General features: G+C 55.8%; 15 protein-coding genes. 8 read left to right on the forward strand and 7 right to left on the reverse strand.

Annotation, left to right across the window (positions count from 1 at the left end; all coding sequences use genetic code 11):
• Positions 1-159: 159 nt before the first annotated feature.
• Positions 160-1,743, forward strand: coding sequence for a formylglycine-generating enzyme family protein (locus tag AC1RQ9_RS14925; protein ID WP_485987577.1), 1,584 nt, complete (start codon positions 160-162; stop codon positions 1,741-1,743).
• 68 nt (positions 1,744-1,811) lie between these two features.
• Here AC1RQ9_RS14925 and AC1RQ9_RS14930 read toward each other — a convergent pair whose 3' ends face one another.
• The 3 genes from AC1RQ9_RS14930 to AC1RQ9_RS14940 all read right to left on the reverse strand — a co-directional run bounded on the left by AC1RQ9_RS14930 (position 1,812) and on the right by AC1RQ9_RS14940 (position 6,475).
• Entirely contained in the window at positions 1,812-2,198 is a 387-nt protein-coding gene (locus AC1RQ9_RS14930; RefSeq protein ID WP_485987579.1) for a LysR substrate-binding domain-containing protein, read from the reverse strand.
• Between the two features lie 222 nt (positions 2,199-2,420).
• Positions 2,421-4,634: a DPP IV N-terminal domain-containing protein gene (locus tag AC1RQ9_RS14935; protein WP_485987580.1), complete on the reverse strand. Its 2,214-nt coding sequence runs from the start codon at positions 4,632-4,634 to the stop codon at positions 2,421-2,423.
• Between the two features lie 5 nt (positions 4,635-4,639).
• Entirely contained in the window at positions 4,640-6,475 is a 1,836-nt protein-coding gene (locus tag AC1RQ9_RS14940) for a M61 family metallopeptidase (protein WP_019091896.1), read from the reverse strand.
• A 416-nt stretch (positions 6,476-6,891) separates the two neighbouring features.
• On the opposite strand from AC1RQ9_RS14940, the gene AC1RQ9_RS14945 reads away from it, so the two are divergent.
• Both AC1RQ9_RS14945 and AC1RQ9_RS14950 read left to right on the forward strand, forming a co-directional pair.
• On the forward strand, positions 6,892-9,723 hold the full coding sequence (locus tag AC1RQ9_RS14945; protein ID WP_155820401.1) for a TonB-dependent receptor domain-containing protein: 2,832 nt from the start codon (positions 6,892-6,894) through the stop codon (positions 9,721-9,723).
• Positions 9,724-9,773: 50 nt separating this feature from the next.
• Entirely contained in the window at positions 9,774-12,452 is a 2,679-nt protein-coding gene (locus AC1RQ9_RS14950; RefSeq protein ID WP_485987582.1) for a M1 family metallopeptidase, read from the forward strand.
• 402 nt (positions 12,453-12,854) lie between these two features.
• Here AC1RQ9_RS14950 and AC1RQ9_RS14955 read toward each other — a convergent pair whose 3' ends face one another.
• The 3 genes from AC1RQ9_RS14955 to AC1RQ9_RS14965 are packed head-to-tail and all read right to left on the reverse strand — an operon-like array spanning position 12,855 to position 16,618.
• Entirely contained in the window at positions 12,855-15,095 is a 2,241-nt protein-coding gene (locus tag AC1RQ9_RS14955) for a xanthine dehydrogenase family protein molybdopterin-binding subunit (protein WP_485987584.1), read from the reverse strand.
• A 12-nt stretch (positions 15,096-15,107) separates the two neighbouring features.
• Positions 15,108-16,115 carry an FAD binding domain-containing protein gene (locus AC1RQ9_RS14960; RefSeq protein ID WP_485987585.1) on the reverse strand — a complete coding sequence of 336 codons (1,008 nt, stop codon included), beginning with the start codon at positions 16,113-16,115 and terminating at the stop codon, positions 15,108-15,110.
• Positions 16,112-16,618, reverse strand: coding sequence for a (2Fe-2S)-binding protein (locus AC1RQ9_RS14965; protein WP_485987586.1), 507 nt, complete (start codon positions 16,616-16,618; stop codon positions 16,112-16,114). The genes AC1RQ9_RS14960 and AC1RQ9_RS14965 overlap by 4 nt, the downstream gene beginning before the upstream one ends.
• A gap of 561 nt (positions 16,619-17,179) precedes the next feature.
• Here AC1RQ9_RS14965 and AC1RQ9_RS14970 point away from each other — a divergent pair.
• The 4 genes from AC1RQ9_RS14970 to AC1RQ9_RS14985 all read left to right on the forward strand — a co-directional run bounded on the left by AC1RQ9_RS14970 (position 17,180) and on the right by AC1RQ9_RS14985 (position 21,902).
• Entirely contained in the window at positions 17,180-17,497 is a 318-nt protein-coding gene (locus AC1RQ9_RS14970; RefSeq protein WP_242501433.1) for a hypothetical protein, read from the forward strand.
• A gap of 129 nt (positions 17,498-17,626) precedes the next feature.
• Positions 17,627-18,133, forward strand: coding sequence for a YciE/YciF ferroxidase family protein (locus tag AC1RQ9_RS14975; protein WP_485987587.1), 507 nt, complete (start codon positions 17,627-17,629; stop codon positions 18,131-18,133).
• A gap of 327 nt (positions 18,134-18,460) precedes the next feature.
• Positions 18,461-20,248: a thiamine pyrophosphate-requiring protein gene (locus AC1RQ9_RS14980; protein ID WP_485987588.1), complete on the forward strand. Its 1,788-nt coding sequence runs from the start codon at positions 18,461-18,463 to the stop codon at positions 20,246-20,248.
• A gap of 190 nt (positions 20,249-20,438) precedes the next feature.
• A complete protein-coding gene (locus AC1RQ9_RS14985) occupies positions 20,439-21,902 on the forward strand; it encodes a carbohydrate porin (RefSeq protein WP_485987589.1) in 1,464 nt (487 codons plus the stop codon).
• A 237-nt stretch (positions 21,903-22,139) separates the two neighbouring features.
• On the opposite strand, the gene AC1RQ9_RS14990 is transcribed toward AC1RQ9_RS14985, so the two are convergent.
• Positions 22,140-23,354 carry an aspartate aminotransferase family protein gene (locus tag AC1RQ9_RS14990; protein WP_485987590.1) on the reverse strand — a complete coding sequence of 405 codons (1,215 nt, stop codon included), beginning with the start codon at positions 23,352-23,354 and terminating at the stop codon, positions 22,140-22,142.
• A 405-nt stretch (positions 23,355-23,759) separates the two neighbouring features.
• Here AC1RQ9_RS14990 and AC1RQ9_RS14995 point away from each other — a divergent pair, with 405 nt between their 5' ends.
• Positions 23,760-25,220 carry an amidase family protein gene (locus tag AC1RQ9_RS14995; RefSeq protein ID WP_485987591.1) on the forward strand — a complete coding sequence of 487 codons (1,461 nt, stop codon included), beginning with the start codon at positions 23,760-23,762 and terminating at the stop codon, positions 25,218-25,220.
• Positions 25,221-25,222 lie beyond the last annotated feature (2 nt).

The raw sequence follows: 25,222 nt of genomic DNA on the forward strand, positions 1-25,222 counted from the left end.
CTTTGCTGCCACAATGGCGCTGGACCGGCCGCTATGCATCATCAGTCTGCGGATGGTTACCGAATATTCCGTCATGACCCTGTGCTGTGCGGCGTTCGTGTCGCTTGCGGCTGGTTGGCGGGCATCACGGATCAATGCATGGGATGGAGTAGTCGCATCATGAAACGCTCACTGGGTTCATGTCTGGCCGGTATTGGCATTGTGGTATGCAGCCAGGCCCCGGTCATCACGGCCCACGCGCAGACCGATGCGCCGGAATGGGACACGCGCTTCGTGGATCGCCACCCGGGCAGTGATGACCTGAAGTTGCCCATGCCATGCGGGGGCAGCATGGTATTCCGTCCGGTTGACGTGGCGACCGGCAAGACGGTGCTGGGCGATGTCGAAATCATGACCGGGCGCAACGATGCGGTGGACGGTTATAATGAATTCTTGCACAAATCCTGGATTTCGGCACCTTTTCCAGTACCGGGCAAACCCGACCTGCGCCGGTATTATGTCGCCAAGTATGATGTGACCCAGAACCAGTATGATGCCGTTATGCATCCCGATGCGGCCTGCAGGCCCCCAACGGCGGAGGGCATGAAACCCGCGATCAGGGTGTCATGGTTTGATGCACAGAACTTCACCGCCACATGGACGTCATGGCTGCAGGCCCATCATGCCGCGACACTGCCCACGCATGGCAATGGGCACGGGTTCGTGCGTCTGCCGACAGAAGATGAATGGAGCTATGCCGCGCGCGGCGGCATGCAGGTGTCGCCGGCGGATTTCATGGCCCCTACATGGCCCATGCCCGAAGGTAACGATCATTATATCGTTGCTGGCCCCGATATCGGCGCGCTCCAGCCGGTTGGTACCCTGAAGCCCAATCCGCTGGGGCTGTATGACATACTGGGGGAAGTGGACCAGATCATGCTCGATCCCTACCGCCTCAACCGGGTCGGGCGCCTGCATGGACAGGTTGGTGGCGTGCTGCTGCGCGGCGGGAACTATCTGGCCAATCCCGATGAACTGACAACGGCGCAGCGCGCGCAAATGCCCGTCTTTGATGAAAAGACCAGCCAGCCGACGCGCCTGCCCACGGCCGGGATCCGTGTGATCATTTCCTCTGATGTCATCAACACCCTGGCGGAAACACAGGAAGCCCAGGCCGAGTTTGACAAGCTGTATAAAAACCAGCAGTCGAGCGATCCTTCGCATTCCATGCTGGCGGACATGCAGAACAATACAACGGACAACAAGCTACGTGACCAGTTACGGCAGGTTCAGGCCGTTCTGGCCAGCAATGCGCGCGAACGGGCCGATGCCGCCATGGAGGCATTGAAGCTGCAGATCAATGCCACCACGGTAATGGCGATCAGCATCCTGCAGACCGAACATGCAATCCATGTCATGAACAATTTCCTGCAGTCTTCCAGTCCGATAAAATTCTCGGCTGAACAGCGTGCGCCAATTGAAAAGAACCTGGCCCGCAACCAGCGTAACCTGAACGGAATGATTGGCGGTTATCTGGATCTTGTACGCAGTATCCATTCCAATGCGGCGTTTGGTCAGCTCAATGAGGCCGTGCAACTGGTCAAGGCAGGCATGGAGCAGCGTCATGAAGATTACGGCCTGGCGCTGATTGGCCTGGTGCAGTCGGAAATCGGGCAGCAGGAAGCATCCGTAACGGAGGCAGAGGTGCTGAAGGATATCGACCAGATTGCGCGCACTCTTCCCGGTGAGGGGCAGCAGCCCTGATCGCGCCTGTGGCCCGGCAGGGTGGACGGGCGACGGGCGCACTATGCTGTCCATCGCGCCAGTCCAGGTTATGCCCTGACCGTATCTGATAGACAGCCACCATGCCGCCAGGCAAGTGTCATGTGCCAGAGCATGTCCGGGTCATCAAGCGCAATGGCGCGAATATCGTCATGTCGGCGCGTTTCCACTATCATGCGTGGGAGGAATCCGGTTTCCAGTCCTGCTGCGATCAGGCCAAACAGGCATTCAGCCTGAACTGAGTGCACCGCGATCTCTGGCACGAAGCTGCTGTGGTGGGAGGCGACAGTTACGGCCCGGTTCAGCGGAAACCCTGTCTTGAACAGAAGGAACGATAAATTAGCGAAGGCGGTAACCGGCTGCCGCGTCGCCGGGATCCGGACGACGCTCGCGGTGAGCGAACCGGCGGACGCGGTGGTTCGGGGCCTGGAAATCATCCCCCCCCGACACGTGGATTTCGAGTACAAGCAGGCACGCCCGCTGGCACCAATGGCGGGGATGGGGATACAGGCGGTGATGCTTGTGGCAAGGATGTATTTCAGTCTGATGAAGGTCTGCCTCAGTGTGCTGGAGCGGGAATTGGAGCGGTGTGAGAATCCCGCCGCCAGCCGTTCAGGTCATGGCGGCAGATCTTCCTGTCAATTATCGATCACGCCTTTTCATTCCGGCTTTCCCGCCACATTTGCGTTGGAAAGAATGTGGTCGCGTAGATACTGCATACGGGCAATCGAGACATTGGCACGAATCGTCGGGTCGGCAAGCATATGCGTTCCGGGCAGCAACATCAGATCATAGGGACGACCTGCCCTGATCAGTGAACGGGTCAGCTTCAACGTATTTACAAAATATACGTTATCATCCGTTACACCATGAATGATCAGCAGGGGACGTGAAAGGTATTTTGAATAGGTCAGGACATTACTGACCCGGTACCCCTCGCCATCTAGCTGTGGCAGGCCCAGATAACGTTCTGTATAGGTCGTATCATAATCAGAAAAATCTACCGGTGGGGCACCGGCTACGCCTGTCCGGAACAGTTCAGGATGCCGCATGACCGCCATGGCCGTAAAATAACCGCCAAACGACCACCCATAAATGCCAACATGGCGCATATCCATTTCAGGAAACTGTTTTCCCATGGCCTGCATCCCGGTAATCTGATCTTCAAGCTGCGTATCAATCAGATTGTTGTGGATGGCACGTTCCCAGTCGTGGTCTCGATCGGGGGTTCCCCGACCGTCCAGACTGACGACAATGAAACCCTGATTGGCCAGACACTGTTTTTCCGCATAGAGGGCAGGTGCATCAAGCACTTCCTTGTATCCCGGTCCCCCATAAACTGACAGGATAACAGGCAGATGCTGTCCGGCATGAAAATTGACGGGACGAACAATCATCGCATCGTATGATCGCGGTCCAACCGTCAGGAACTTTATGTTAAAGGGCGGCGCTTTTCGTGCAACATCAGGTAGTGTGGCACGCGTATTGCCGTCACGATCGCGCAATAGGACACGAACACTTCCATCCGCGGTACTAAAACGGTCGATAAACCGGTCATGCTGACCGGGTGAAAAATAAGGCTGGTGCAGTCCCTCGGCAGTGGCGATTTCCGTTATGGCTCCAGTATTCATATCCTCCCAGTAAACTGCTGTATTCACCCGGTCAGGCGTTGCGGTAAAGGTTATGGTATGGTGCGCCGCGTCAACATCATCCAGTGACAGAAACGGCAAGGTGGCTGGCGTCAGTTCGTGACCGGGCGTGCCATCCGCATTGTGCATTTCCAGCCGCCACGTACCGCTCCGTTCAGATGCCCATAAAAAATGCTTTCCATCCTTCAGCCAGTAAGGCAGGGCAAGCCCTGTACTGTGTGCCGTGGCAGCAATATTGATCCAGGCCGCGTCATGTTCGGCCAGAAGTTCAGTTGTTTTTCCGTTATGGGGATCAACGTCCAGCACGCGTTCTTCATTCTGTGCACGGTTCATCACCACGACAGACAACCGACCGGTTTCCTTCGACCAGACGACACGTACAACATAAGGGTAAAGGGTATTATCCCATCGGATCCATCGGGTATGGCCGCCATCACGCTTTATGATACCCAACCGGACGCGGGCATTGGGCGTACCGGCCCGTGGATAGCGAAAGGCGACGGATGGGGTCGCCGGATTTTCAGGATCAGCGATATAATGCTTTTCCACACCCGAAAGATCGGCTTCCTCATATACCACAGACCGACTGTCCGGTGACCACCACAGACCATCGGGGCGGTCCAGTTCCTCGGCTGCCGCGAATTCGGTCAGGCCATGTGTCAGGTCTGCCGTGCCGCCATGGGTGACCTGATGCGCTTTGCCGTTGCTGGTCGAAATGACATACATGTCGTTGTTGCGTACGGCGGCAATATACCGCCCATCCGGCGATAGCCGGGGCGCGCCCCAGTCCTGTTGCGGCAGGGGCGTGACACTGTAATTGGCCAGATCAATCCTGAGCAGGCGTCCGGCCTGGGTCGCGATGGCGGTCCTGCCGCGCTCTGCCACCTCAAAAGCTGTCACCCCCGTCATGGCCAGGCGCGCGCGTTCCCGCCTGGCCTTTTCTTCCACGGACAGATGTTCGTTCCCTGTTGCGACATGGGTCAGGGCTGTCTGCTGTCCGGTGGCAAAATCATAGCGCCATAACTGCAGGGCCGTATCTTCCGGTCCACTACGCAAAAACAGGGCCGCGTGCCCATCGGGCATAATTTGCGCATTACGGGGCAGGCCCAGCGTATATCCATGCGTTATGGCATCATCCCTGAAGCACTGAAGGGATGCCGCCTGTACAGTGTGATACTCTGTTGTCCCGGCCAGCAGCATGCCCACCATCATGGGACGTATCATGCCCCTCATGGCGTGACGGGCCGTGGCTTGAGAATATCCGCCAGCATGTCAGGCGTATTGGGAATGCGCTCCAGTCGGGGGTAACGCAGTCCCCCATGATAGGGGATGGAAACGTTTCTGTATCGATCCCCAGACTGGATCAGCAATTCAATTGATGCCGCACCGGGTGACGCGGCGGCCGTAATGGCATCTGATAACAGGTCCGCATCAAAGGTCATGTTGTGAACCGCCACGATTTTTTCGTCCATCGTAATAGCCGCCTGCCATGCGGGACTGTTCCATTCAACGTTCAGCAATTTGCCTTTCTGATCCACCGTGAAGCCAAGCGAGAAGCTGTAATCATGCATTTTCAGCATTTTCTCTTTCGCGGACTGATAGGCGGTCGGCTCCGTGCCGTAAACCAGACGGTACCCCCCACGGACCAGTCCGGCCAGTGGCGCATGGGGGGGTACGACGTCCACCCGGTCATGCAGGAAACCGGTCCAGTCATAGGGCTGAACGGTATTCAGGGCAGCAATAACGTCCTCACGACGATAGGTATGGGTCACCATGCTGCCATTACTGATACCAAAGAACTGGCGGGCGACATCATCAAGCGAATGGTGTCCGTGCGAGAGTTCCCGGATCAATGTATCTGCCTCCAGCCACAACAGTTCCCCTTCGGAATAATAATCTTCACTGCGTTGCCAACTCCGCCATGACAGGGGAGTGCGGCGGGCAATGACCGGATCATTGGTGGTATCAACCAGCGGGCGCCACAGACGACCGGCCCGCCCGTCATACGTGGCGGCCACAAGGGCGAGTGCGTCAAGTACCTGTGGCTGTGTCATGAGGTTACTGCGGGCGGCAAGAACATAGCCCCAGTACTGGGTCTGCCCTTCATAAATCCACAGTAGCGACCCGCGATGAGGTGTGTTGAAGTCGGCAGCCCACAGATCTTCCGGACGGCGGAATTTGCCATTCCAGGAATGCGTGAATTCGTGTGGCAGGAGATCGCGCGCAGGAAAGGTATCTTTCCATTTTGTAAAATATCCGCGCGGTCCGCTGTTTTCACTGGATTGATGATGTTCAAGACCGATACGGCCCAGTTCTTCCGTCAGTGCCAGAAGAAAATCGTAATGTTCATAATGATGGGATCCAAACACCGCGTTCGCCTGCAGTACAAGGTTCCGATGTGCATTGATCTGTTCGGGTGCCGCAGCAAGCAGATTGGGACTGTCCGCGACGACATCAAGCGATACAGGGGGGCCATTGGGTGGGGTAAGATCAAATCGCCTGAAGTAACGTCCCGCAAAAACGGGGGAATCAACAAGACGATCGAACGATACGTTCTGGAATGTAATATTGTTCCCCGTATTGCCCCCGTCGCGGGGGCGCAATGACGAACCATACTGCCACCCATGTGGTAAGACCAGTGTGGGTGAAACCGTTATGTCACGCGTAAAATATCCAGCAGGATAAAGGCAGACCGCATTCCATTGTACATTGAGCATATCAGGCGTCATGACCACCCGCCCCACATCGGAGGATACAGGCGTTAACGTCTGGAAATCCACGAGGATCATCTTCGTCCCGGCAGTAATGGGGATGTGGAACGTGCTGACATCCACCGTATCGCGAATCCAGGGAATATTACGGTTATCCGCATGCACCGACAGTCCGGCAAGCTGCGTTACCGGACCTGTGGGGGAGTGATCTCCTGGTATCCACATGGGATACCGGATCATCATGTCACCGCCATGGGCCGATATTTCCGGCGAGACCGGAATTATTTCATGGACTGTATATATATGTCTGGCCAGATCGGTCCCATCGACCTTCAGCATGATTGTGCCAGGCATCGGCCTGTCCTGGGCCTGTGGCACGGGAGGCGGCAATGGCAGGGGGTCGGGTCCCGTTTCCTTTATGTCCTGACAAAAGGACCCTGTTGAAAATGCAAGGGAAGAACCTAATAGAAGTAAAAAAAGGACAGGCCTCAAGACTATATACTCCAATACAGATTCAACCGGTTGTCGGAACATCGCCCACAGGCACGCAGATATGTTATTCACATATGATTTGTTTATATGTCATTATAAATCACGATATTTTTATATGATCCAGGCCGTATCCCCGTCATATGTCGTATTGTTGCTCCCTTGCAACAAGAGGAGGAAAACAATCCTATTTATTGCGACTCTGTAATTTTATGTGGATTTCTGATGCATTTATGAATCAGTGTGAAGGCAGTGAGAGCTCTATTACGGAAGAGTCTGATATGAGATCATTGTCTGATAAGAGCCTGGCCTTACATCGTGATTGGATCCTGTTCCGAATTCCTGTTCTCCTTAGGGAGGATCGGATACTTGTAGATCGGTTATTCTCATCTTCCGTGGCACTGTTTATGTTGGGATGGAGTGGTACACTACTTGCCCAGACGACAGAAAATCAAAACAATCCCACGACAAGCAGTCATTCTGCAAAAAAGAATACAAATTCAGTTAATAAAACAAAGACCACATCGGATGACACGGCAGCATCCAATGCAAGAACGGAAGAAATCATGGTCAAGGCGCAGCGGCGCCTGCTCCGTGAAAAGAATTCGCCCAGCGCCGTGACTGAACTGGGAGCGGATCATATCCGTCAGGCTGGCCTGATGGGCAGTATTGCAACCATCCTGCGCGATGCACCGTCCGTAAATGTATATCAGTCAGGTATCGGCAATAACGAACCGGTCATGTCTGTCCGTGGCGCACGTGGGCTGGAAGTTGCGCAGACACTGGATGGCGTGCCGATGCAGGACCTGCTGAATGGTGGTTCCGGTGCCTATATGAACAGCCTTATTGGCGGCAAGTTCAATATGGATCAGATCAGCGGTGTTTCGATCTATCCCGGTGTCGCCTATCCCAGTGAGACAACATTCGGTACGATCGGCGGCACGATTGCCTACCATACATTGCGACCAAGTAATGACAGACACCTTGATGTCACGGGTTCCGTTGGCTCATTCGGAACATGGAATGAAGGTTTCGAAGCCAGTTCCGGCCGGTTGAATGGGTGGATGGGGCGGGGGATCGATGCGCCCAAGGTTATGCTGAAATATTCCAACATGCAGACCCAGAACTACATTGAATATACGCCTGCGCGTTACAATAATATGGAGTTTGCATTCGATAAGCCTTATGATGATGGGCAGTCCCTGTTTCAGGCGACAATACTCTACAATACAGGGAACGGGCGATTTGAGGCACAGCCGGTTCCGACTGCCTGGATGAATAAATACGGGAAATATAGTAATTATAATCCCGATACGACATTCGGGCAGCAGAATAACGATTATTTTACAATGATCCTCAAGGATGACACATACGTAAATGATTATCTGAATGTTGGTGTCACGGGATTTTATGAATTTTCGGATTCCACGACCCTTGATTATCAGAATCCCGATTCCTTTTCCTTAAACGGTGCCCCGACGCCTTATTCGATTGGCGGGTCGAACATATTTACACAGACACCCGCCGGGTTTGGTGAGCAGGGCTATTACGGCTATGGCAACCCCTTCTACATGCCGGGGGTCTATACCTATGGCGGGAGTTCAGCAAACTGTCCTGCAGGCGTCAGTTCCGCATGGAGTGCTGCAGGCCAGACAAGTCCGTGTGGTTATAATGCCCAGCTAAGTTATACCCGTACCGACACTTACGGCATTCGTCCCCGCCTTACGATTACGCCCCCACGTTTCTGGGGAATAGAAAACACCATCAAGGTGGGTGCGCTGATTGCCAAGGAGACCAGCAATCTTACCCCGACATGGGCGGGGGGTACCCCCAATGTCGCGGAAACGAATGCCAATCTTATTAGTGGTGGAGGAAAAGGAGGTGGCCAGCGCGTCATGTACCAGGGTTATTTTCAGGACAAGATTGATATGTTCAAAAATACCCTGCACGTGACGCCGGGCTTTGTAATTGAAGGTACACAGTCCGGTCTGACGAGTACGGCAATGTATGGTGGGCAGGTTTCTGCCGCTGCCGCCGCGACCACGTACTGCAAGACATATGGATGCAATACCGGCTTCTATTCCGCAAAGAAATGGGACCGTGAATGGCTGCCTTTCATCAATGTCAGTTATGATCTGGACAAGGTTGTGCCGGCGCTGAAGGGCCTGTCGTTTTACGGCAGCTGGGGTAATTCGGCGCTATATGCTCCGGTATCCGATTTCACACCGAATGTTCTGGGACAGGTGCCCAATGCTTCGATTGTGCATATGGAAGAAGGCGGCATAAAATATAATGTTTCCAACCTGTCGATTTCCGTCGATTACTTCCATCAGAAAATCGATCGTGATTTTGGCATGTTTGAGTTCCAGTCCGGCAGTCTGGCCGGTTACAGCGAATATACCAATGCCGGCCAGCGCACCATGAAGGGGGAGGAGGCATCCGTTATCTGGCAGGTCACGCCACAGATCCAGCTGTTTGGCAATTTCTCGCATCTTAGCGCCTATTACGATGCAACGGCCCTTGAAAGCATGACGGTGCAGCAAGACCAGTTTGGCATTGCAACCAAGGGATCACCGGTTACCGGAATTCCTTCCTGGCTTTCCACCATTGGTATTGATTATCGTAAACGCAGCCTGTTCCGCCCGTCGGATGATTTCAATGTGCGCTTCCAGGGGCAGTACACGGGCCACCAGAATACAACCTATGACCTGACCGGTTTCCAGAATATTGGTAATATACCAGGGGTAGGTGGCTTTAATGGTGGAACCAACTATAATTATTACACCACGACAGCTGGGGCGACGACCTATGATCCACATGGTGGTATTGCACCATATATGATTTTCTCCCTGGATCTGAATTACAATCTGCCTCTGAAAGGGGCCGGGCCACTGAAATCACTGAATTTCGATGTGAACGTCTATAACCTGTTCAATACATTTTACATGCAGTACAAATACAAGCAGATTGCACCGGGAACCTGCTCTACCATCAGTTCCGGTCCGCTGGCGGGACAGCCAGCCAGTAATTATGGCTGCGGCACATCTTTCAGTAATGGCATCGCGGGACAGCCCGCATCAGTAACATTTACGGTCCGTGCACGGTTTGGATAGGGATGGATAATGGCTATCGAAAATGTCGGACTGTGGAAAAGGGAATTGTAATGCGTTCTGAATATAATAAAAAATCAAAAAGATCCTTATTATTTAGTTCTCTATCGGTTATTGCCCTGATAACGGGGCCGCTTGCCTGCTTCAGTCCTGCCCATGCGGCAGGTCATTTTTCCCTTGATCGGACACCGGGTGCATTACCAAAAACGGTTCTGCCGACGGCCTACCGTATTCATGTCGATACGGACATGAAAAAACTTGTGCTGAATGGTCACGAGGATATCGACCTGACCGTGACGCATCCTGTCAGTCAGATTGTCCTGAATCAGGCCGGTCTGAAAATAGAGGTTGCCAGTGTCGATGGCATGCCTCTGCAGATTGCCCAGGACGAAAAAGCGCAGACCCTTACCCTGTCCCTGCCTGCGCCCGCGCAGGTTTCCGCTGGCACGCATGTGCTGTCAATCCGTTATAGCGGTCCCATTCCGCAAACACCCAATGGCATCTATTACGATGATTACCGGAATCGGGCAGGCAAGAAAAAGCGGATGCTGGTCACCCAGTTTGAAGTTGCTGATGCACGCCGCATGTTTCCCTGTTGGGACGAACCCGCGTTCAGGGCAACATATCAACTCAATATCCGCGTGCCGCGCCGCTATACGGCGGTCAGCAATATGCCCGTTGAGCGCATAACGAAAGCAAAGGGCGACAGTCAGTACGTCAGTTTTGCCACGACACCGCGCATGTCCACTTATCTGCTGGCGGTTGTGGCGGGTGATATGGCTGTGGTGCATGGCAAGGGCGGGACAACGCCGATCAATGTCTATGCGCCCGCTGGCGATGAGAAGAAAGGCGAATATGCCCTTCATGCCGCGACTGAAATCCTGCCGTATTATAATGAATATTTTGGCATTCCCTATCCATTGCCCAAGCTGGACCTGATTGCCATTCCGGGCAATTACGAAGCGGGCGCTATGGAAAACTGGGGCGCCATGACATTCATTGACGACATGGTGCTGTTCGACCCCAGGCGCAGTTCCCCCGAAACCAAGGAACTGGTGTACCTGGTGGTCGCGCATGAAATGGCGCACCAGTGGTCGGGCGATCTTGTGACAATGGCGTGGTGGAATGACATCTGGCTGAATGAGGGCTTCGCTTCGTGGATGGAGGAAAAGGCCACCAACCATTTCAATCCGACATGGGAAATCTGGCCCCGCCAGCATTCCGAGCGCGAGCAGGCCATGGCGCAGGATGCACAGTCCACGACCCATCCCATCCAGCAGACCATTCATGATGTCAGCGAAGCCAGCAGTGCCTTTGACCGTATCAGTTACCAGAAGGGTGAGCAGGTCATCCGCATGATCGAAAACTGGCTGGGCGAAGATTATTTTCGTGACGGCATGCGTATTTACATGAAGGCCCATGCTTACAGTAATGCCACAAGTGATGATCTGTGGGATGCGCTTTCACAGGCATCAGGACAGGATATTGCCCCGGTTGCACGTAGTTTTGTGGAACAGCCAGGCATTCCTCAGGTCAATGTAACGCGCCGCTGCGTAGGGGGCGCAACCGTTCTTACCCTTACCCAGAGTCGTTTCAGCATCCATGATCCCCATGCTGCGCCGTTGAAATGGAAAATCCCGGTTATCGCCGGAACGGCACAGGGTGATGTCCATAAACTCCTGCTGGGTGCATCGCCGGTTACGTTGCGTAGTCCGGGATGTGAGCAGGCCATCAAGATCAATCTGGGAGAAAACGGGTACTACCGTACCCGTTATGACAGCGCGTCCCTCGCATTACTGCAAAAGGATTTTGCATCCTTTTCTCCGGCCGATCGAGTTAACCTGCTCGGGGATGAATTTGCCCTGTTTCAGTCCGGTCAGGCACCTCTGAAAGACTATCTGTCTCTGATCTCCCATCTGCCTGACATGCACGAGACGGATATAGCCGTCTGGCAGGATACAATTGTGCATCTACGGGCGTTGGACAGAATGGTGCGGGGTACGTCCGTCAGTGCCCCTTTCCATAATCTGGCCCGTACAATCCTGCAGGCCCAGATGGAACGGCTGGGGTGGGATGTACGAAAAGATGAACCGTTTACCGATACACTCCTGCGTCCCGAGGTTATTGGTGCACTGGGACAATTCGGGGATCAGGCGGTCATAACCGAAGCGCAGCAGCGCTTTAGCCATTATCTGAAAAAGCCAGCCTCCCTGCCGACCAGTCTGGTGGCGCCGGTTGCCATCATCGTTGGGCGGCAAGCAACGGATAAAACCTACGGACAGATCGAAAACATCATCCGCAAATCACCTGATACGGAACAGAAGCTACGCTTTTTCCGTGCTCTGGCCGTATCGCCCGATCCTGCGTTGATGCGGCGCACTGTGGGGCTGACATATAGTGGCGCTATTCCCAACGGGCGCATCGTATGGTGTCTGGCCGTACTTGCCCGGGAAAGTGGCCTGTCGGATCAGGTATGGGATCTGGTGGTGCAAGATCAGCAGACCATCCGCAAGCGGCTTGCACCATGGTCTCAGGAAAAGCTGTTGCCCGCAGTCGCTGCGGAAACAGTCAGCCCTGACATTGCAAAAGCCCTTCTTGCAGATCCATCCAGTAACTCTTCGCGTGGCAGCCTGATTGCGGCACGAGAAGCGGCAGACAAAATAACAAGTAATATGGAGATTTATGGACGGGCCAGAAATGAAATTTCTGAATGGATATCATCCAGATCATGATGCGAACTGATAAGGCAGGATTTAAAGATTTATTTTCTTTACTTTGCGTCGTTGGATGCAGGACTGGGAAGATAGTTCAGTATAGGATCTGGATCTGTTAATTTAGGGGCTGGCATGGGTTAAGAAGATTAAATGAGGACTCCGATCAGGATGTTAGCCCATTGAACGAGGACTTGCAGGCCTTTCCAAGGTGAGCGGAAATTAAAGCACCACTCACATTCAGCCAGAAAGAGATGGAAATCCATGTCCTGCAAAGGCATTGCATTGTATCCCCGGTCCATGGCTTTCAGCGCGGTAAGCAGGGCACATATATCCGTCTTGCCCCATAATCGCTGTCGGATCATATCGTCTGACATGATCGTGAAACGCCCTGCAGAATGATTGTTCGTATCAAATACGGTATCAGGTTCGCGCACCCGGGGTTATCGGCAGATTGTGGCATCGCCTGCCAGTTGCATGAAAAATGGCGTTGGCAATGGCAGCGGCCGTACCGCACATGCCGATTTCCCCCACGCCCTTGACCCCCAGCGGGCTGACTTCATCATCGTGTTCATTCACGAACAGCACATCCATGTCCGGAACGTCGGCGTGGGTCGGGATGTGATATTCGGCAAAATTGTGGTTCATGAAACGGCCGACGCGCTCATCCAACAGCGACTCTTCATGCAGCGCCATGCCGGTCGCCATCACCATGGCACCACGTATCTGGCTTGCAGCTGTTTTCGGGTTCATGATCCGCCCGGCGGCAACGGCATTGACCAGACGGGTCACGCGCACGGTGTCCAGTTCCGGGTCCACGCGTACCTCGCAGAATACCGCGCTATGGGTGAAACGGGCCTTGCGCATCTGGCTGATTTTTCCCCGCAGTCCCGGTTTCGCGGTTTCCTCAACTTCAAGCATATCATGCCCCGCAAGGGACAGGGCATCAGGGAGAGAGAGACTGACCCGCCCATTTTCAGTCATGCCATGCAGGACACCACCTTCCAGCGTCACGGCGTCCTGCTTTACCCATGACGGGGTATTTTTACTTCTGACAAGCATGTCGATCAGCTTTTTGCGCAGACTCTGGCACGCAAGCCAGACCGCCGCACCGGCAGAGGCCGCCGTCCATGATCCGCCTTCCGTCGGGCATTCCGGCAGGGTGGAATCCCCCAGTTCGATATCGATCCGCTCCAGCGGCATGCCGAACGCCTCCGCCGCGGTCTGCGCCAGGATGGTATAGGTCCCGGTGCCAATGTCGGAGGCAGCTGTGGCAATATGCAACCATCCATCCTGACCCAGCCGGGCACGGGCGGAAGTGGGGGAGAACATGGCATCCCATATGCCCGTCGCCATGCCCCAGCCGATCAGTTCCCGACCGTCACGCATGCTGCCAGGTGCCATGGAACGGTCATGCCATCCAAAATGCTGCGCGCCCTGAGCCATTGCGTCCCGCAGCGCCTTGCTGGTCAGGGGCATGTCATGCATGGCGTCAATATCGGAATAGTTGTGCAGACGGAATGCCAGCGGGTCCATGGTGCAGGCATGGGCCATCTCATCAATGGCCATCTCCAGCAGGTTGACGCCGGTTGCAGCCCCCGGTGCCCGCATGTCGCTGGATGTATAGATGTCACGGGGGGCAATCTTGTAATCAGCCGTGGCGTTCGGGCATTTGTAATTGATTAGCCCCCAGATCACGATGTTTTCCATATTGTGTTCAAAGCGCGACGTATCGGTTACACCTTCGACAATCATGGATTGCAATGTCCCATCGCGGCTGGCGCCAAGGGCGATGTCCATGGTGGCTTCGGGGCGGAAGGTGTGAGTGAACATCTGCGGTCGCGTCAGGGTCACACGTACCGGTCGCTTCAGCATATTTGCGGCCAGCGTGGCGATAAAGACATTATATACCGCCCGCAGCCCCGAACCGAATGCGCCCCCTACATAAGGATTACGCACACGCACCTGATCTTTTGACAGGGAAAGGGCGCTTGCCAGATAGGCCTGAACCGCCTGCGGACCCTGTGTCTTGTCCCAGACCGTGAACGTGCCGTCATCTTCCACGATGACGGTCGTGGCGTGCATTTCCATCGGGTTGTGGTGTTCGGGAGCCAGATGATAACGGCTCTCGATTTTTACCGCACTCAGCGCATAGGCTGCGGCAGCGTCGCCGCGGGGTTTGGGCGGCACGTAATTGCTGCGTGTTTTGGATGGCATGTATTTCTGATGCAGGGAAACTTCAAAATCCGCATTGTGTGGCCATCGTTCATAATCGACCCTGACCAGCATGGCGGCTTCACGTGCAGCCTCGAATGTCTCGGCAAGGACGACGGCAACAGGCTGCCCGTTGAAGTGGATTTCACCGTCATGCAGCGGTCTGTAGGGCGCACCAGGTACGCCCAGGCCATCCATGTAGGATTTTTCAAACAATGCGGTATGGGGCCGGTTGTGGTGGGTCATGATCTCGACCACGCCGGGAACCTCCCGTGCCCCGGTGTCGTGAATGGTTTCAATCCGCCCGCGTGCAATGGGGCTGTTGACGATGACGCCATACAGCATGCCTGGCGGGTGGGGCTCGGCGGCGTATTTCGCCTGTCCGGTCACTTTCGCAACACCATCGATCCGCGAGACGGGTTGCCCGATGGGCGTGGATATGACGTTCATGGCGACTATCCTTCAGCGAATGGTCTTGTCTGTCTGGGATTGCGGCGTGCCGGATGCCGCCTGCCACAACGCACGCTCGATCACGCGCGGCGCCAGCCTGATCTTGGCAGCGTTGTCACGGTCCGCCACGGCCCCGTGCAGCAACCGTTCGGCAACGTCGCGAAACAGCGAATGCGAAGGCGCCCTGCCGCCCAGCAGTGCTTCGGCTTCCGGCACGCACCACGGTTTTGTTCCCACGCCACCCAGCGCGATGCTGCCGCGCCTGATCCGGCCATCCTCCATCTGCAGCCCCACGGCTACCGAGACGATTGCAAACGCAAAGGACTGCCGGTCACGGATATTGAGATAGGTATGGTGTGGCCCGAACGGTGCGGGCGGCAGGTCGATGGCGGTCACGATTTCACCCAGTTGCAGGATATTATCGCGCCATGGCGTATCACCGGGCAAGCAATGGTAGTCACGCAGACTAACCGTACGCTCACCCCGCGGGCCATGCAGGTTGACCGTGGCGTTGAGGGCGGCGAGGGCCATGCACATGTCGGACGGGAAGGTGGCGATACAGGCGTCACTGGTACCAAGCACGGCCATGATCCGGTTGCGGCCGCCACGTGCGGCGCATCCCATGCCGGGCGAACGCTTGTTGCATGCCATGGCGGAATCATAAAAGTAGTGGCAGCGCGTTCTTTGGTTCAGGTTGCCGCCATTGGTGGCCATATTGCGGATCTGCGGGCTGGCCCCCGCCAGAATGGCCGAGGCGAGCAGGGGATACCGTTCGACCACAAGGGAATGGGCCGCCGTATCAGCATTGGTGACCAGTGCGCCAAGGCGCAGGCCGCCATCAGGACGGTCCACGATATGGTGCATTGGCAGGGACTTGATATCGACTACATGGGCCGGGCGTTCAACATCCGACTTCATGAGGTCGATCAGGTTCGTCCCGCCTGCAAGGAAGCGCGTATGTTCGGCGCTGCGACAGGCCTCGGCCAGGGTGGCGGGACGGGCATACGAAAAACTTCTCATGCCGCTGCTCCCGCCTGGTTGCTGTGCTGCTGGGCCACAACCCGTTCGATGGCGTCGATGATTCCGTTATAGGCACCGCAACGGCACAGGTTGCCACTCATGAATTCGCGGATTTCCGCGTGGGAATGGATATGACCTTCTTCCAGCAGGGCGATGGCCGACATGATCTGTCCCGGCGTGCAGTAACCGCACTGGAAGGCATCCGCATCAATGAAAGCCTGCTGCATCGGATGCAACCGGCCGTCCTGGCTGATCCCCTCAATGGTCGTGACTGCGGCGTCCGGGATCGAGACGGCAAGGATCAGGCAGCTTTTGACACGCTTGCCATCAACCAGCACGGTGCATGCGCCACATTGTCCGTGATCGCATCCTTTTTTCGTACCGGTCAGGTCAAGTCGTTCCCGCAGCAGGTCAAGTAACGTGACGCACGCCGGCAGGTCGGTAGCATAGCCCTGACCATTGATCTGGAGGCGACACGGCACGGTGACAGACGCATGGGTCATGGGAAATCGCTCCGGCGAAGATCTGATTCTGTCAGGATCTGTATTGGGTTTAAGGTATCAGCACGCCGCCGGTTGCGCTTTCATGCACGAAAACGGACGTATAAAATTCCGGGGACGACGTCAGGGCTGTCAATTGCCACGGCAGACAGTAATTTTTCAAGTACCTGGCATCCAGAACGAAGCCATATGAACATAAATATATTAAATACTGGAATTTTTTTATAAAACTGTTTTCGGGAATGATATTTCCCGTGTGCCCATAAAAACATATGTCAGGGATATGGGTATAATCTTATGCCGTGCAGGTAAATACTGATATCGCATCTCCACAGTGTTCTTAATGTATTCCGGCCTGTGCGGCGGATAACTTCCCCTGCATTGCAATACCCCTGGCTTGCACCAAGGATGAAACATAATAATTGTGATTTAAAATTGGTCGGAATGAATTCAAAATGAAATATTAATGATGTGATTTTATTTTTTTATTTTCAGAAATATAATATTTTTCTCCGAATTTTTGAAACTGCATTCAGGCCCGGCAGTTTGTCATGAGACGGTCGGATGAACGATCGTCCCCAATCAGAAAAAAGGAATGGAAAAATGGCAAATCAGGGCGGCAGCCATGAACAGCACGTCAAGGCCGGCGAACAGAGCCACAAGAACACCGGCACGTCGCATGGCGAAAAAAACGAAGGTACCCACAGCACCGGTACCCGGGGCGGCACGCACGAACAGCACGTCAAGGCTGGCGAACAGAGCCATAAGAACACCGGCACGTCGCATGCGGGTAAAGACGAGGCTGAACACAGCACCGGCACCCGGGGCGGCACACATGAACAGCATGTCAAGGCTGGCCAGCAGAGCCATAAGAACACCTGACATCGTGTTGGATACCGGGGACGTCAGCGATCGGCTGCCGTCCCCCGGAATCTGGATGCTCCGGTCAGCGCATCAACCATCGTGCGCCGATCAGGCGAGTTGTATCTTTTTCAAGAAGGGAGAAAATCCATGGGCCTGTTTTCCAAACCGATAAAAACCCTTGATGACCTGTTTGTACATACCCTTCAGGACATCTATTATGCCGAAAACCAGATCGTCAAGAATTTGCCCACCATGGCCGAAAAGGCGGCGGAACCGGAACTGAAGGCCGCGTTCCAGCATCACCTGACGGAAACACAGGAGCATGTACGCAGGCTCGAGCAGGTGTTCCAGATGCATGGTCAGCCCGTCAAGGGCGTGACATGTCAGGCAATGGATGGAATCCTCGCCGAGGCAAAGGATATCATCAGTGACTGCGATGACCCTGAGGTCCGTGATGCCGCCATGCTTTCGGCAGCCCAGGCGGTCGAGCATTATGAAATAACCCGTTATGGCAGCCTGATCGCCTATGCCCGGCAGCTTGGCCGTGCCGACTGCGCGGCCGTTCTGGAACACACGCTTGAAGAAGAAAAATCCGCTGACCAGAAACTGACGCACATTGCCGGGATGGGTGTAAACCAGCATGCCGCGGCCTGACGCTGGATATAGATAAGATTGTGCATGCTTCCTGTCGGGCAGAAGGGCAGGGGCCTGTCTCCGGTTGCCTCATGCCATTCATACCTGATGTCAGACACTCTGCTCACATAATAATTCCTGCGCATGATAGGCATCGATTGTTCATATTCACCATGAACAACCGGTTCTCTGGATTATTTTTCCAAAATTGTTCTGCCTGCAGACAATCATATCGGGGTGTCGTACGCGTTCCGTCCGCGACTGGTCGCGCCGTAACCAACGGAAAAAAGAAGCAACCCCTTCGAATTTTTGGCATTGGCCAGATGAATCCGACAGGAAGTTCCCAAAATGAATGTCAGCGAATTCTTATGGAAACGCCTTCAGGAATGGGGCCTCAGACGCGCTTACGGTTATCCGGGCGATGGGGCAGGCGGAATAGACGTGGCCCTGCAACGTGAAGTGGATGCGGGCCACGTCGAATACGTTCAGGTGCGACATGAGGAAATGGCGGCGTTCATGGCAACGGCCCATGCCAAGTTTACCGGGCAGGTAGGGCTATGTTTTGCAACATCCGGTCCCGGTGCCATTCACCTGCTGAACGGGCTGTATGATGCCAAACTGGATCATGTCGGTGTGGTGGCGATCATGGGCCAGCAGGCCCGCGCGGCGATTGGCACGAATTACCAGCAGGAAGTGGACCTGCAGTCGCTGTGCAAGGACGTGGCGTGCGAATACATCGTCACCGTGACCGAACCCTCGCAGATGCGCCATGCGCTGGACCGGGCCGTGCGGATCGCACGCGACAAGCGCGCCCCCACGGTCGTGATCGTGCCCAACGATCTGCAGGAACTGCCCTATGCCGACCCGCCAATGGCCCATGGCGCGACCCATACGGGCATTGGCACGACAATTGGCAGCAAGGTGCCCGAGGAGGCAGGCCTGCGCGCCGCGGCCGAAATACTCAATGTCGGCAAAAAGGTTGCAATCCTTGCTGGCGCAGGTGCGCTGGAGGCAACGGACCAGTTGCTCCAGATCGCCGAAATCCTTGGGGCAGGGATTGCCAAGGCGCTGCTGGGCAAGGCCACCGTGCCGGATGAGCTTCCGTTTGTCACCGGTTCGATCGGGTTGCTGGGCACGAAGCCGTCATGGGACCTGATGAAGGAATGCGACACGTTCCTTATGGTGGGGTCATCGTTCCCTTACAGCGAATTCCTGCCAAAACCCGGCCATGCACGCGGGGTGCAGATCGACATCAATGGCGCCAACCTGTCCCTGCGCTACCCGATGGAGGTCAGCCTGCAGGGCGATAGTGCTGCGACATTGCGCGCCCTGATCCCGCTGCTTCATCACAATAGTGACCGCTCATGGCGCGCCCATATCGAAAAGGAAGTGGCCCAGTGGTGGAAAGTGCTGGAAGCTCGCGCCATGACCAGCGCCCAGCCGCTTAACCCGCAGCGCGTGTTCTGGGAACTTTCGCCCCGCCTGCCGGAAAACGCCATCATCACCGCTGATTCCGGTTCCGTTGCCAACTGGTATGCGCGCGACCTGAAAATGCGCCGGGGCATGAAGGCATCGCTGTCGGGTGGCCTCGCATCGCTGGGGGCAGGGACGCCATACGCCATGGCGGCCAAGATGGCCTATCCCGAACGCACGGTCATTGCCTGCATGGGCGACGGGGCCATGCAGATGAACGGCCTGAACGTCATGATCACGATTTCCAAATACTGGAAGCAGTGGTCCAATCCCCGGTTGATCGTTCTGGTGCTGAATAACCAGGACCTCAATCAGGTGACATGGGAAGAACGCATCCAGCTTGGCAAGGGCAAGACGGAATCAACCCAGTCCATCCCTGATTTTCCCTATCATCGGTATGCAGAATTACTCGGGCTGAAGGGCATCTATGTGGACAACCCCGATGATGTCGCCACGGCGTGGGAAGAGGCTCTGGGTGCCGACCGCCCCGTTATCCTTGAAGCCCGCACCGACCCTGACGTGCCACCCCTGCCGCCGCATATCACCCTGCAGCAGGCCAGGGCCTTCCTGTCATCACTACCCACAGAACCGGAGCGGGCCAGTGTTCTGCTTGGTTCGGCAAAGGAAATGCTGGCGTCCATCCTGCCTGCAGGGAAATCGTGAGGTATCCCCACCTGCCGGGGGGCGGCGCGATCATATCGGGATTTATGATAGTGGTGAATTTGCAACCTATACCGACCCATAGCTGGAGGTCATAAAATCGGGAACTCACGGCATTCTCATTATATTTTCCAATATATTACCAATTTATTATTTTTTATTGTTTGAAATATATTTCATAGACCATGAAAACGTGGGGAAACTTCAGAATGTTTTTCCTGTGTCAAAGATACTCATATTTACAGTCCTGATTTTTGTATCTCTGATCTATGGAGATGAAGGATTTGCCCAGAGCGAAACCTCCAAGTCCTTGCCGGTGGTCCTTGAACCATACTCCGCCCATGCTTTTCCCCTCGAAGGATGGGGTAACGCTGTGGTGGACCCGCAGGTACCCACCCTGCACGGTGCGCCGCACCTGTTTGGTGACTGGTTTGGTACACGGAAATGGCTGAACCGGCGCGGCCTGTACCTCAACGTTGCTGTCAATGAAGAATACATGGGTAATGTGCGTGGCGGACGCACACGTTCGGACGTACTGGCAGGTCAGGTAGCGGGTGAACTCGATATCGACTGGCAGCGACTTGCAGGGGTCAGCGGGTTATGGACCCATCTTCTTGTCATCAACGGCCATGGGCGCAACTTCAGCTATAATCTCGGTGACTCTGTTACGAATCCTGAACAGATATATGGGGGGCGCGGTAATGTCGTCGCACACCTTGTTGCGATGTATGCCGAAAAGACATTCCTGCATAAACGGATCGTTGTTTCTGCAGGCGATATTCCAACCGGAAGTTTCTTTGCCTACGATTACGTGGCCTGTTCCTTCATGAACGTGTCCGTGTGTAGCAACTTTGCGCCGGGTAAATATGTTCCCGGCGGCCGGGACTGGCCTTCGGGTAATCTCGGTGGGGTGATACGGACCTTTCCGGCCAAGAAAGTCTATGTCATGGGCGGGATCTTTGCCGTTTCACCCCATGCCTATAACGGTGGTATTTCAGGCTGGGCGCTGGCCCAGAGCGGATTGGGCAAGGTCTCCTCTCAGGTCGAGGTTGGCTGGATGCCCTGGTTCGGCAAACACGCCCTGCGCGGAAATTACAAGATTGGCGCGTGGTACGATAATTCACGCTATCCAAACCTTTATGCCGATATTCATGGCAATTCCTTTCAGTTGACGGGACAGCCTCGGCGTTATGAAGCAGGCATGAGCACGGCATGGTTCATGTTTGACCAGATGCTGGTACGCAATGGCCCGGGCGTGGCGGAAGGACTGTTGGCGGTGGGCGGCGTGGGCTATTCGCAGGGCAACGTCGTGGCCATGCGCGACCATGAATGGATCGGACTGGTGGAGACGGGATCACCATGGCACCGTAGGCAGGACCAGATCGGGGCCATGTTCCAGCATATGGACATGAGCAGCGCTGTTTCCCGGCAGCAGAAATCGTCACGCGCGTTAGGTTTGCCCTACCTCGCCAATCAATGGGGGCCGGTATGGGGCGTTCAGCGTTGGGAAAACGTCTATGAAGCCTTTTACAGCACGCATGTGCTACGTAATTCAACGACGATGCAGTTTGATTTTCAATATCTGCAGCATCCCGGCGCGACCACAACATTCCGGGATGCGGCCGTACTGGGCGTTCAGTTCACAGCCAATCTGTAAGCAATTTTGGAAGCATACTGATTGTCTTTATTTCACAAAAACCGCACATTCGGTTATTAAAATTTGGCGATTACTTTTTTATATCATGCTGTAAGGGTGACCGGCATCGTGATTGTGTCATTCAGCCATTCCTGTCCATTTCGACGACCATCCCCCGTCAGACATGGCGGCTTCCGAATTAATCATGCGGTATCTATTCAGTATAACCCCGATTAAAGCAGGCATGGATGGGGACCGTCATCGATCCGCCATGACCATTTCAAGGACAGCCCCTAGCGTATCGTTCAGGATATCTGCCTGTTCACGGGAAAATATGAGAGGTGGACGGATTTTCAGGACATTCCCGGCGGGTCCGGAAGAACTGATGAGCACACCGCGTGCACGCATTTCATTGACAACCCGTGAGGCAATGGTCCCATCCGCCAATTCGGCACCAATGAAAAGTCCCGCCCCACGGATATCATGAATGCCGGGGTGCCGGGCCAGTTGCGTCCGTAGGTAGGCACCAATCGTGTTGGCGTTTTCCATAAGGTGCTCATCCTGAATGACACGGAGTGTCGCCATGGCAGCAGCCATGGCGACCGGGTTGCCGCCAAAGGTATTGAAATAACGGATACCGGCCCCGAAATCCCGGATCACTTCCGGCTGGCATACAAGGCCAGCAACCGGATAGCCATTCCCCATGGGCTTGCCCATCGAGACCATGTCCGGCTGGACGCCATGGCGTTCAAAACCCCACATATGGGAACCGGTCCGTCCGAAACCGGTCTGTACTTCATCGGCAAGGAACAGGGCCCCGGCTTCATGGGCAGCTTCAACCGCAGGCGCCAGAAAACCGGCTGGATCAGAAAATATCCCATCAGAGGAGAACAGCGTATCCACAACCAGAAGGGCTGGCCGGATACCATGGCGTTGCAAGTCCGCGATGGCGGATCTGACGCCCGTAGCAAAATCCGTGCTCGCGGCAGGGGCGGGAACCGTGCGGACATGCATCCCCAGATTGACGCTCTTGCCAAGGGATGGAGAAATCTCGGCGGTTGCGGAGGTAACGCCATGGTAGGCGTTTTCGGTTATGATTATCCCCTGGCCACCGGTTACATGGCGGGCAATCCGGATGGCCAGATCATTGGCCTCGCTGCCCGAACACGTAAATGTTGCCTGCGCGGGGAAGGGGAAGGTTGCAAGCAGCGCATCGGCGTAGTCCACAATGGTATCATGCAGGTAACGCGTATGTGTGTTCAGCCGTTTCGTCTGGGCCACAATGGCGTCCACAATATGCGGGTGACAATGCCCGGCCGGGACAACATTATTATAGGCATCCAGAAAACGACGGCCATGCACGTCGGTCAGCCATGCCCCCTGACCCGATGCGAGATGAAGCGGTTCATCATAGAACAGCCGGTAAGACGGACTGAGTAACTGCTGGCGGCGTTCAAGGAGTGGTGGAGTCATGGCGTCCAGTCTGGAATGGGAAACTGAAACACACAAGGGCATGGCGTGCAGACGGTTGGGCGTGCTGCAGGCCTGTGCCGCATGGGAAGAGGCCGGGCCATGGAACACGGTGCGGCCTGACCTGAAACATAACATATCCAGGGACAAAACATGATGACATGCCCCTGCCATTTCGCGACACTGCATGATCTGACGCAGCAGGATGAAATGGTATTGCAATGATCCACCTTTGCAGGCTTCGATGCCGAGTGTCCCATTTCCGGGGCTAAAGCGGTTTTTTTCATATCCGTGTTTGTCTGGCCGGTCTGCAGCGGATCATAGATCGAGGGCGATGCCCATGTTGACCGGTCGCGGCCCGTGTGTCCCCGGCGCGGGGGGCACATCAAGAAAGCAGAGATGATTTCCATGACTGAATTATGTGAACTATCGGCCGTTGAGCTTCTGTCGCTGTATGCGGCGCGGAAACTCTCACCGGTAGAGGTGATCCGCGATGTCATCGCCCGTTCCGAGGCGGTGCAGCCGGTGCTGAATGCGTTCTGCAGCCTCGATCCCGAACGTGCCCTGGCGACTGCGGTCGCGGCCGAGCGTAGCTGGGCGGCCGGCCTGCCTACGCGCCCGCTGGAAGGCGTGCCGGTTTCCGTCAAGGATACGGCCATGGTGAAAGGCTGGCGCTTTGCCCGTGGTTCGCGCATTGCCGAACATAATCCACCCGCAACACAGGATTCCCCCTCTGTCGAGCGCCTGCGCCAGGCGGGGGCCGTGCTGTTCGCCTCCACCACGACATGCGAAGGGGGCTGGAAAGCGGTGACCGACAGCCCGCTGACCGGCATCACCCGCAATCCGCACAATACCGACCATACACCGGGCGGCAGCAGTGGCGGGGCAGGCGCCTCCATCAGCGCGGGGTGCGGCCCGCTGGCGCTGGGCAGTGATGGCGGTGGCTCCATCCGTGTACCAGCCAGTTTCAGCGGTGTGTTCGGCCTGAAGGCGACATTCGGCCGCGTGCCGATGTACCCGGTCGGCCCGCATTATTCCGACATGGCGCATTTTGGTCCGATCACCCGCACTGTGGCGGATGCGGCCCTCATGTTCTCGGTCATGGAGGGGCGCCACCCGATGGACCCCTTTACCACCGATCCGCTCCCGGCGTCGGATTTTCCAGTGACACCGCTGCCGCTGGCGGGGGTACGGATCGGGGTGACGGAAGATTTCGGCTTCATGAAGGTCGACCCGGAAGTGGCGGCGGTCTATCGCGCCGCCATCGCGCGCATCGAGGCGGCAGGTGCCGTGCTGGTGTCGCTGGCCCCCATGGAGGACTGGCGTCCGACCTATCGTACATTGTGGCAGGTGGGGGCATGGCAGTCCCAGCGCCGCCTGAGTCCGGCCGATCGTGACCTGCTTGACCCCGAATTCCGTGGCTGGGGCGACCGGGGGGCGCATATCCCGACCGGGGATTATGTTGATGCGATGATGGCACGGCTGGCCTACCGGCAGGAATGCGCACGGCAGCATGCAACGGTTGATTTCGTCATCTCGCCCACCGTTTCCATCCTGCCGCTCAGGGCGGGGCTTACGGTGCCCGATGACAGTTGGCCGGACTGGCTGGAATGGGCCGGGTTCTCCCTGCTGTACAACATGACGGGCCAACCCGCTTCGTCGTTGCCGGCGGGCTATTCTTCCTGTGGCCTGCCGGTGGGGATCCAGATTGGTGGCCGTGTCAATGACGATATCGGCGTGCTGCGCCTGAGCATGACGCTGGAAGGCCTGCTGGCGGAGGCCCGCCCCGATCCCGCCGCGGTCTTCGAAAAGGCGATGCAGAAAGGCTGCGGTCACGCTCATGCCGATAGTTCCGAAAGAGAAACATGATG

The sequence above is a fragment of the Komagataeibacter ossonobensis genome, from assembly GCF_057359305.1.

Bases quoted from the DNA above. Each gene is read 5' to 3' on its own strand.
- AC1RQ9_RS14960 (WP_485987585.1), bottom strand. From the start codon at position 16,115: ATGAGAAGTTTTTCGTATGCCCGTCCCGCCACCCTGGCCGAGGCCTGT.
- AC1RQ9_RS14935 (WP_485987580.1), bottom strand. From the start codon at position 4,634: ATGATACGTCCCATGATGGTGGGCATGCTGCTGGCCGGGACAACAGAG.
- AC1RQ9_RS14995 (WP_485987591.1), top strand. From the start codon at position 23,760: ATGACTGAATTATGTGAACTATCGGCCGTTGAGCTTCTGTCGCTGTAT.
- AC1RQ9_RS14925 (WP_485987577.1), top strand. From the start codon at position 160: ATGAAACGCTCACTGGGTTCATGTCTGGCCGGTATTGGCATTGTGGTA.
- AC1RQ9_RS14970 (WP_242501433.1), top strand. From the start codon at position 17,180: ATGAACGATCGTCCCCAATCAGAAAAAAGGAATGGAAAAATGGCAAAT.
- AC1RQ9_RS14945 (WP_155820401.1), top strand. From the start codon at position 6,892: ATGAGATCATTGTCTGATAAGAGCCTGGCCTTACATCGTGATTGGATC.
- AC1RQ9_RS14930 (WP_485987579.1), bottom strand. From the start codon at position 2,198: ATGATTTCCAGGCCCCGAACCACCGCGTCCGCCGGTTCGCTCACCGCG.
- AC1RQ9_RS14955 (WP_485987584.1), bottom strand. From the start codon at position 15,095: ATGAACGTCATATCCACGCCCATCGGGCAACCCGTCTCGCGGATCGAT.
- AC1RQ9_RS14980 (WP_485987588.1), top strand. From the start codon at position 18,461: ATGAATGTCAGCGAATTCTTATGGAAACGCCTTCAGGAATGGGGCCTC.
- AC1RQ9_RS14975 (WP_485987587.1), top strand. From the start codon at position 17,627: ATGGGCCTGTTTTCCAAACCGATAAAAACCCTTGATGACCTGTTTGTA.
- AC1RQ9_RS14990 (WP_485987590.1), bottom strand. From the start codon at position 23,354: ATGACTCCACCACTCCTTGAACGCCGCCAGCAGTTACTCAGTCCGTCT.
- AC1RQ9_RS14950 (WP_485987582.1), top strand. From the start codon at position 9,774: ATGCGTTCTGAATATAATAAAAAATCAAAAAGATCCTTATTATTTAGT.
- AC1RQ9_RS14965 (WP_485987586.1), bottom strand. From the start codon at position 16,618: ATGACCCATGCGTCTGTCACCGTGCCGTGTCGCCTCCAGATCAATGGT.
- AC1RQ9_RS14940 (WP_019091896.1), bottom strand. From the start codon at position 6,475: ATGCCTGGCACAATCATGCTGAAGGTCGATGGGACCGATCTGGCCAGA.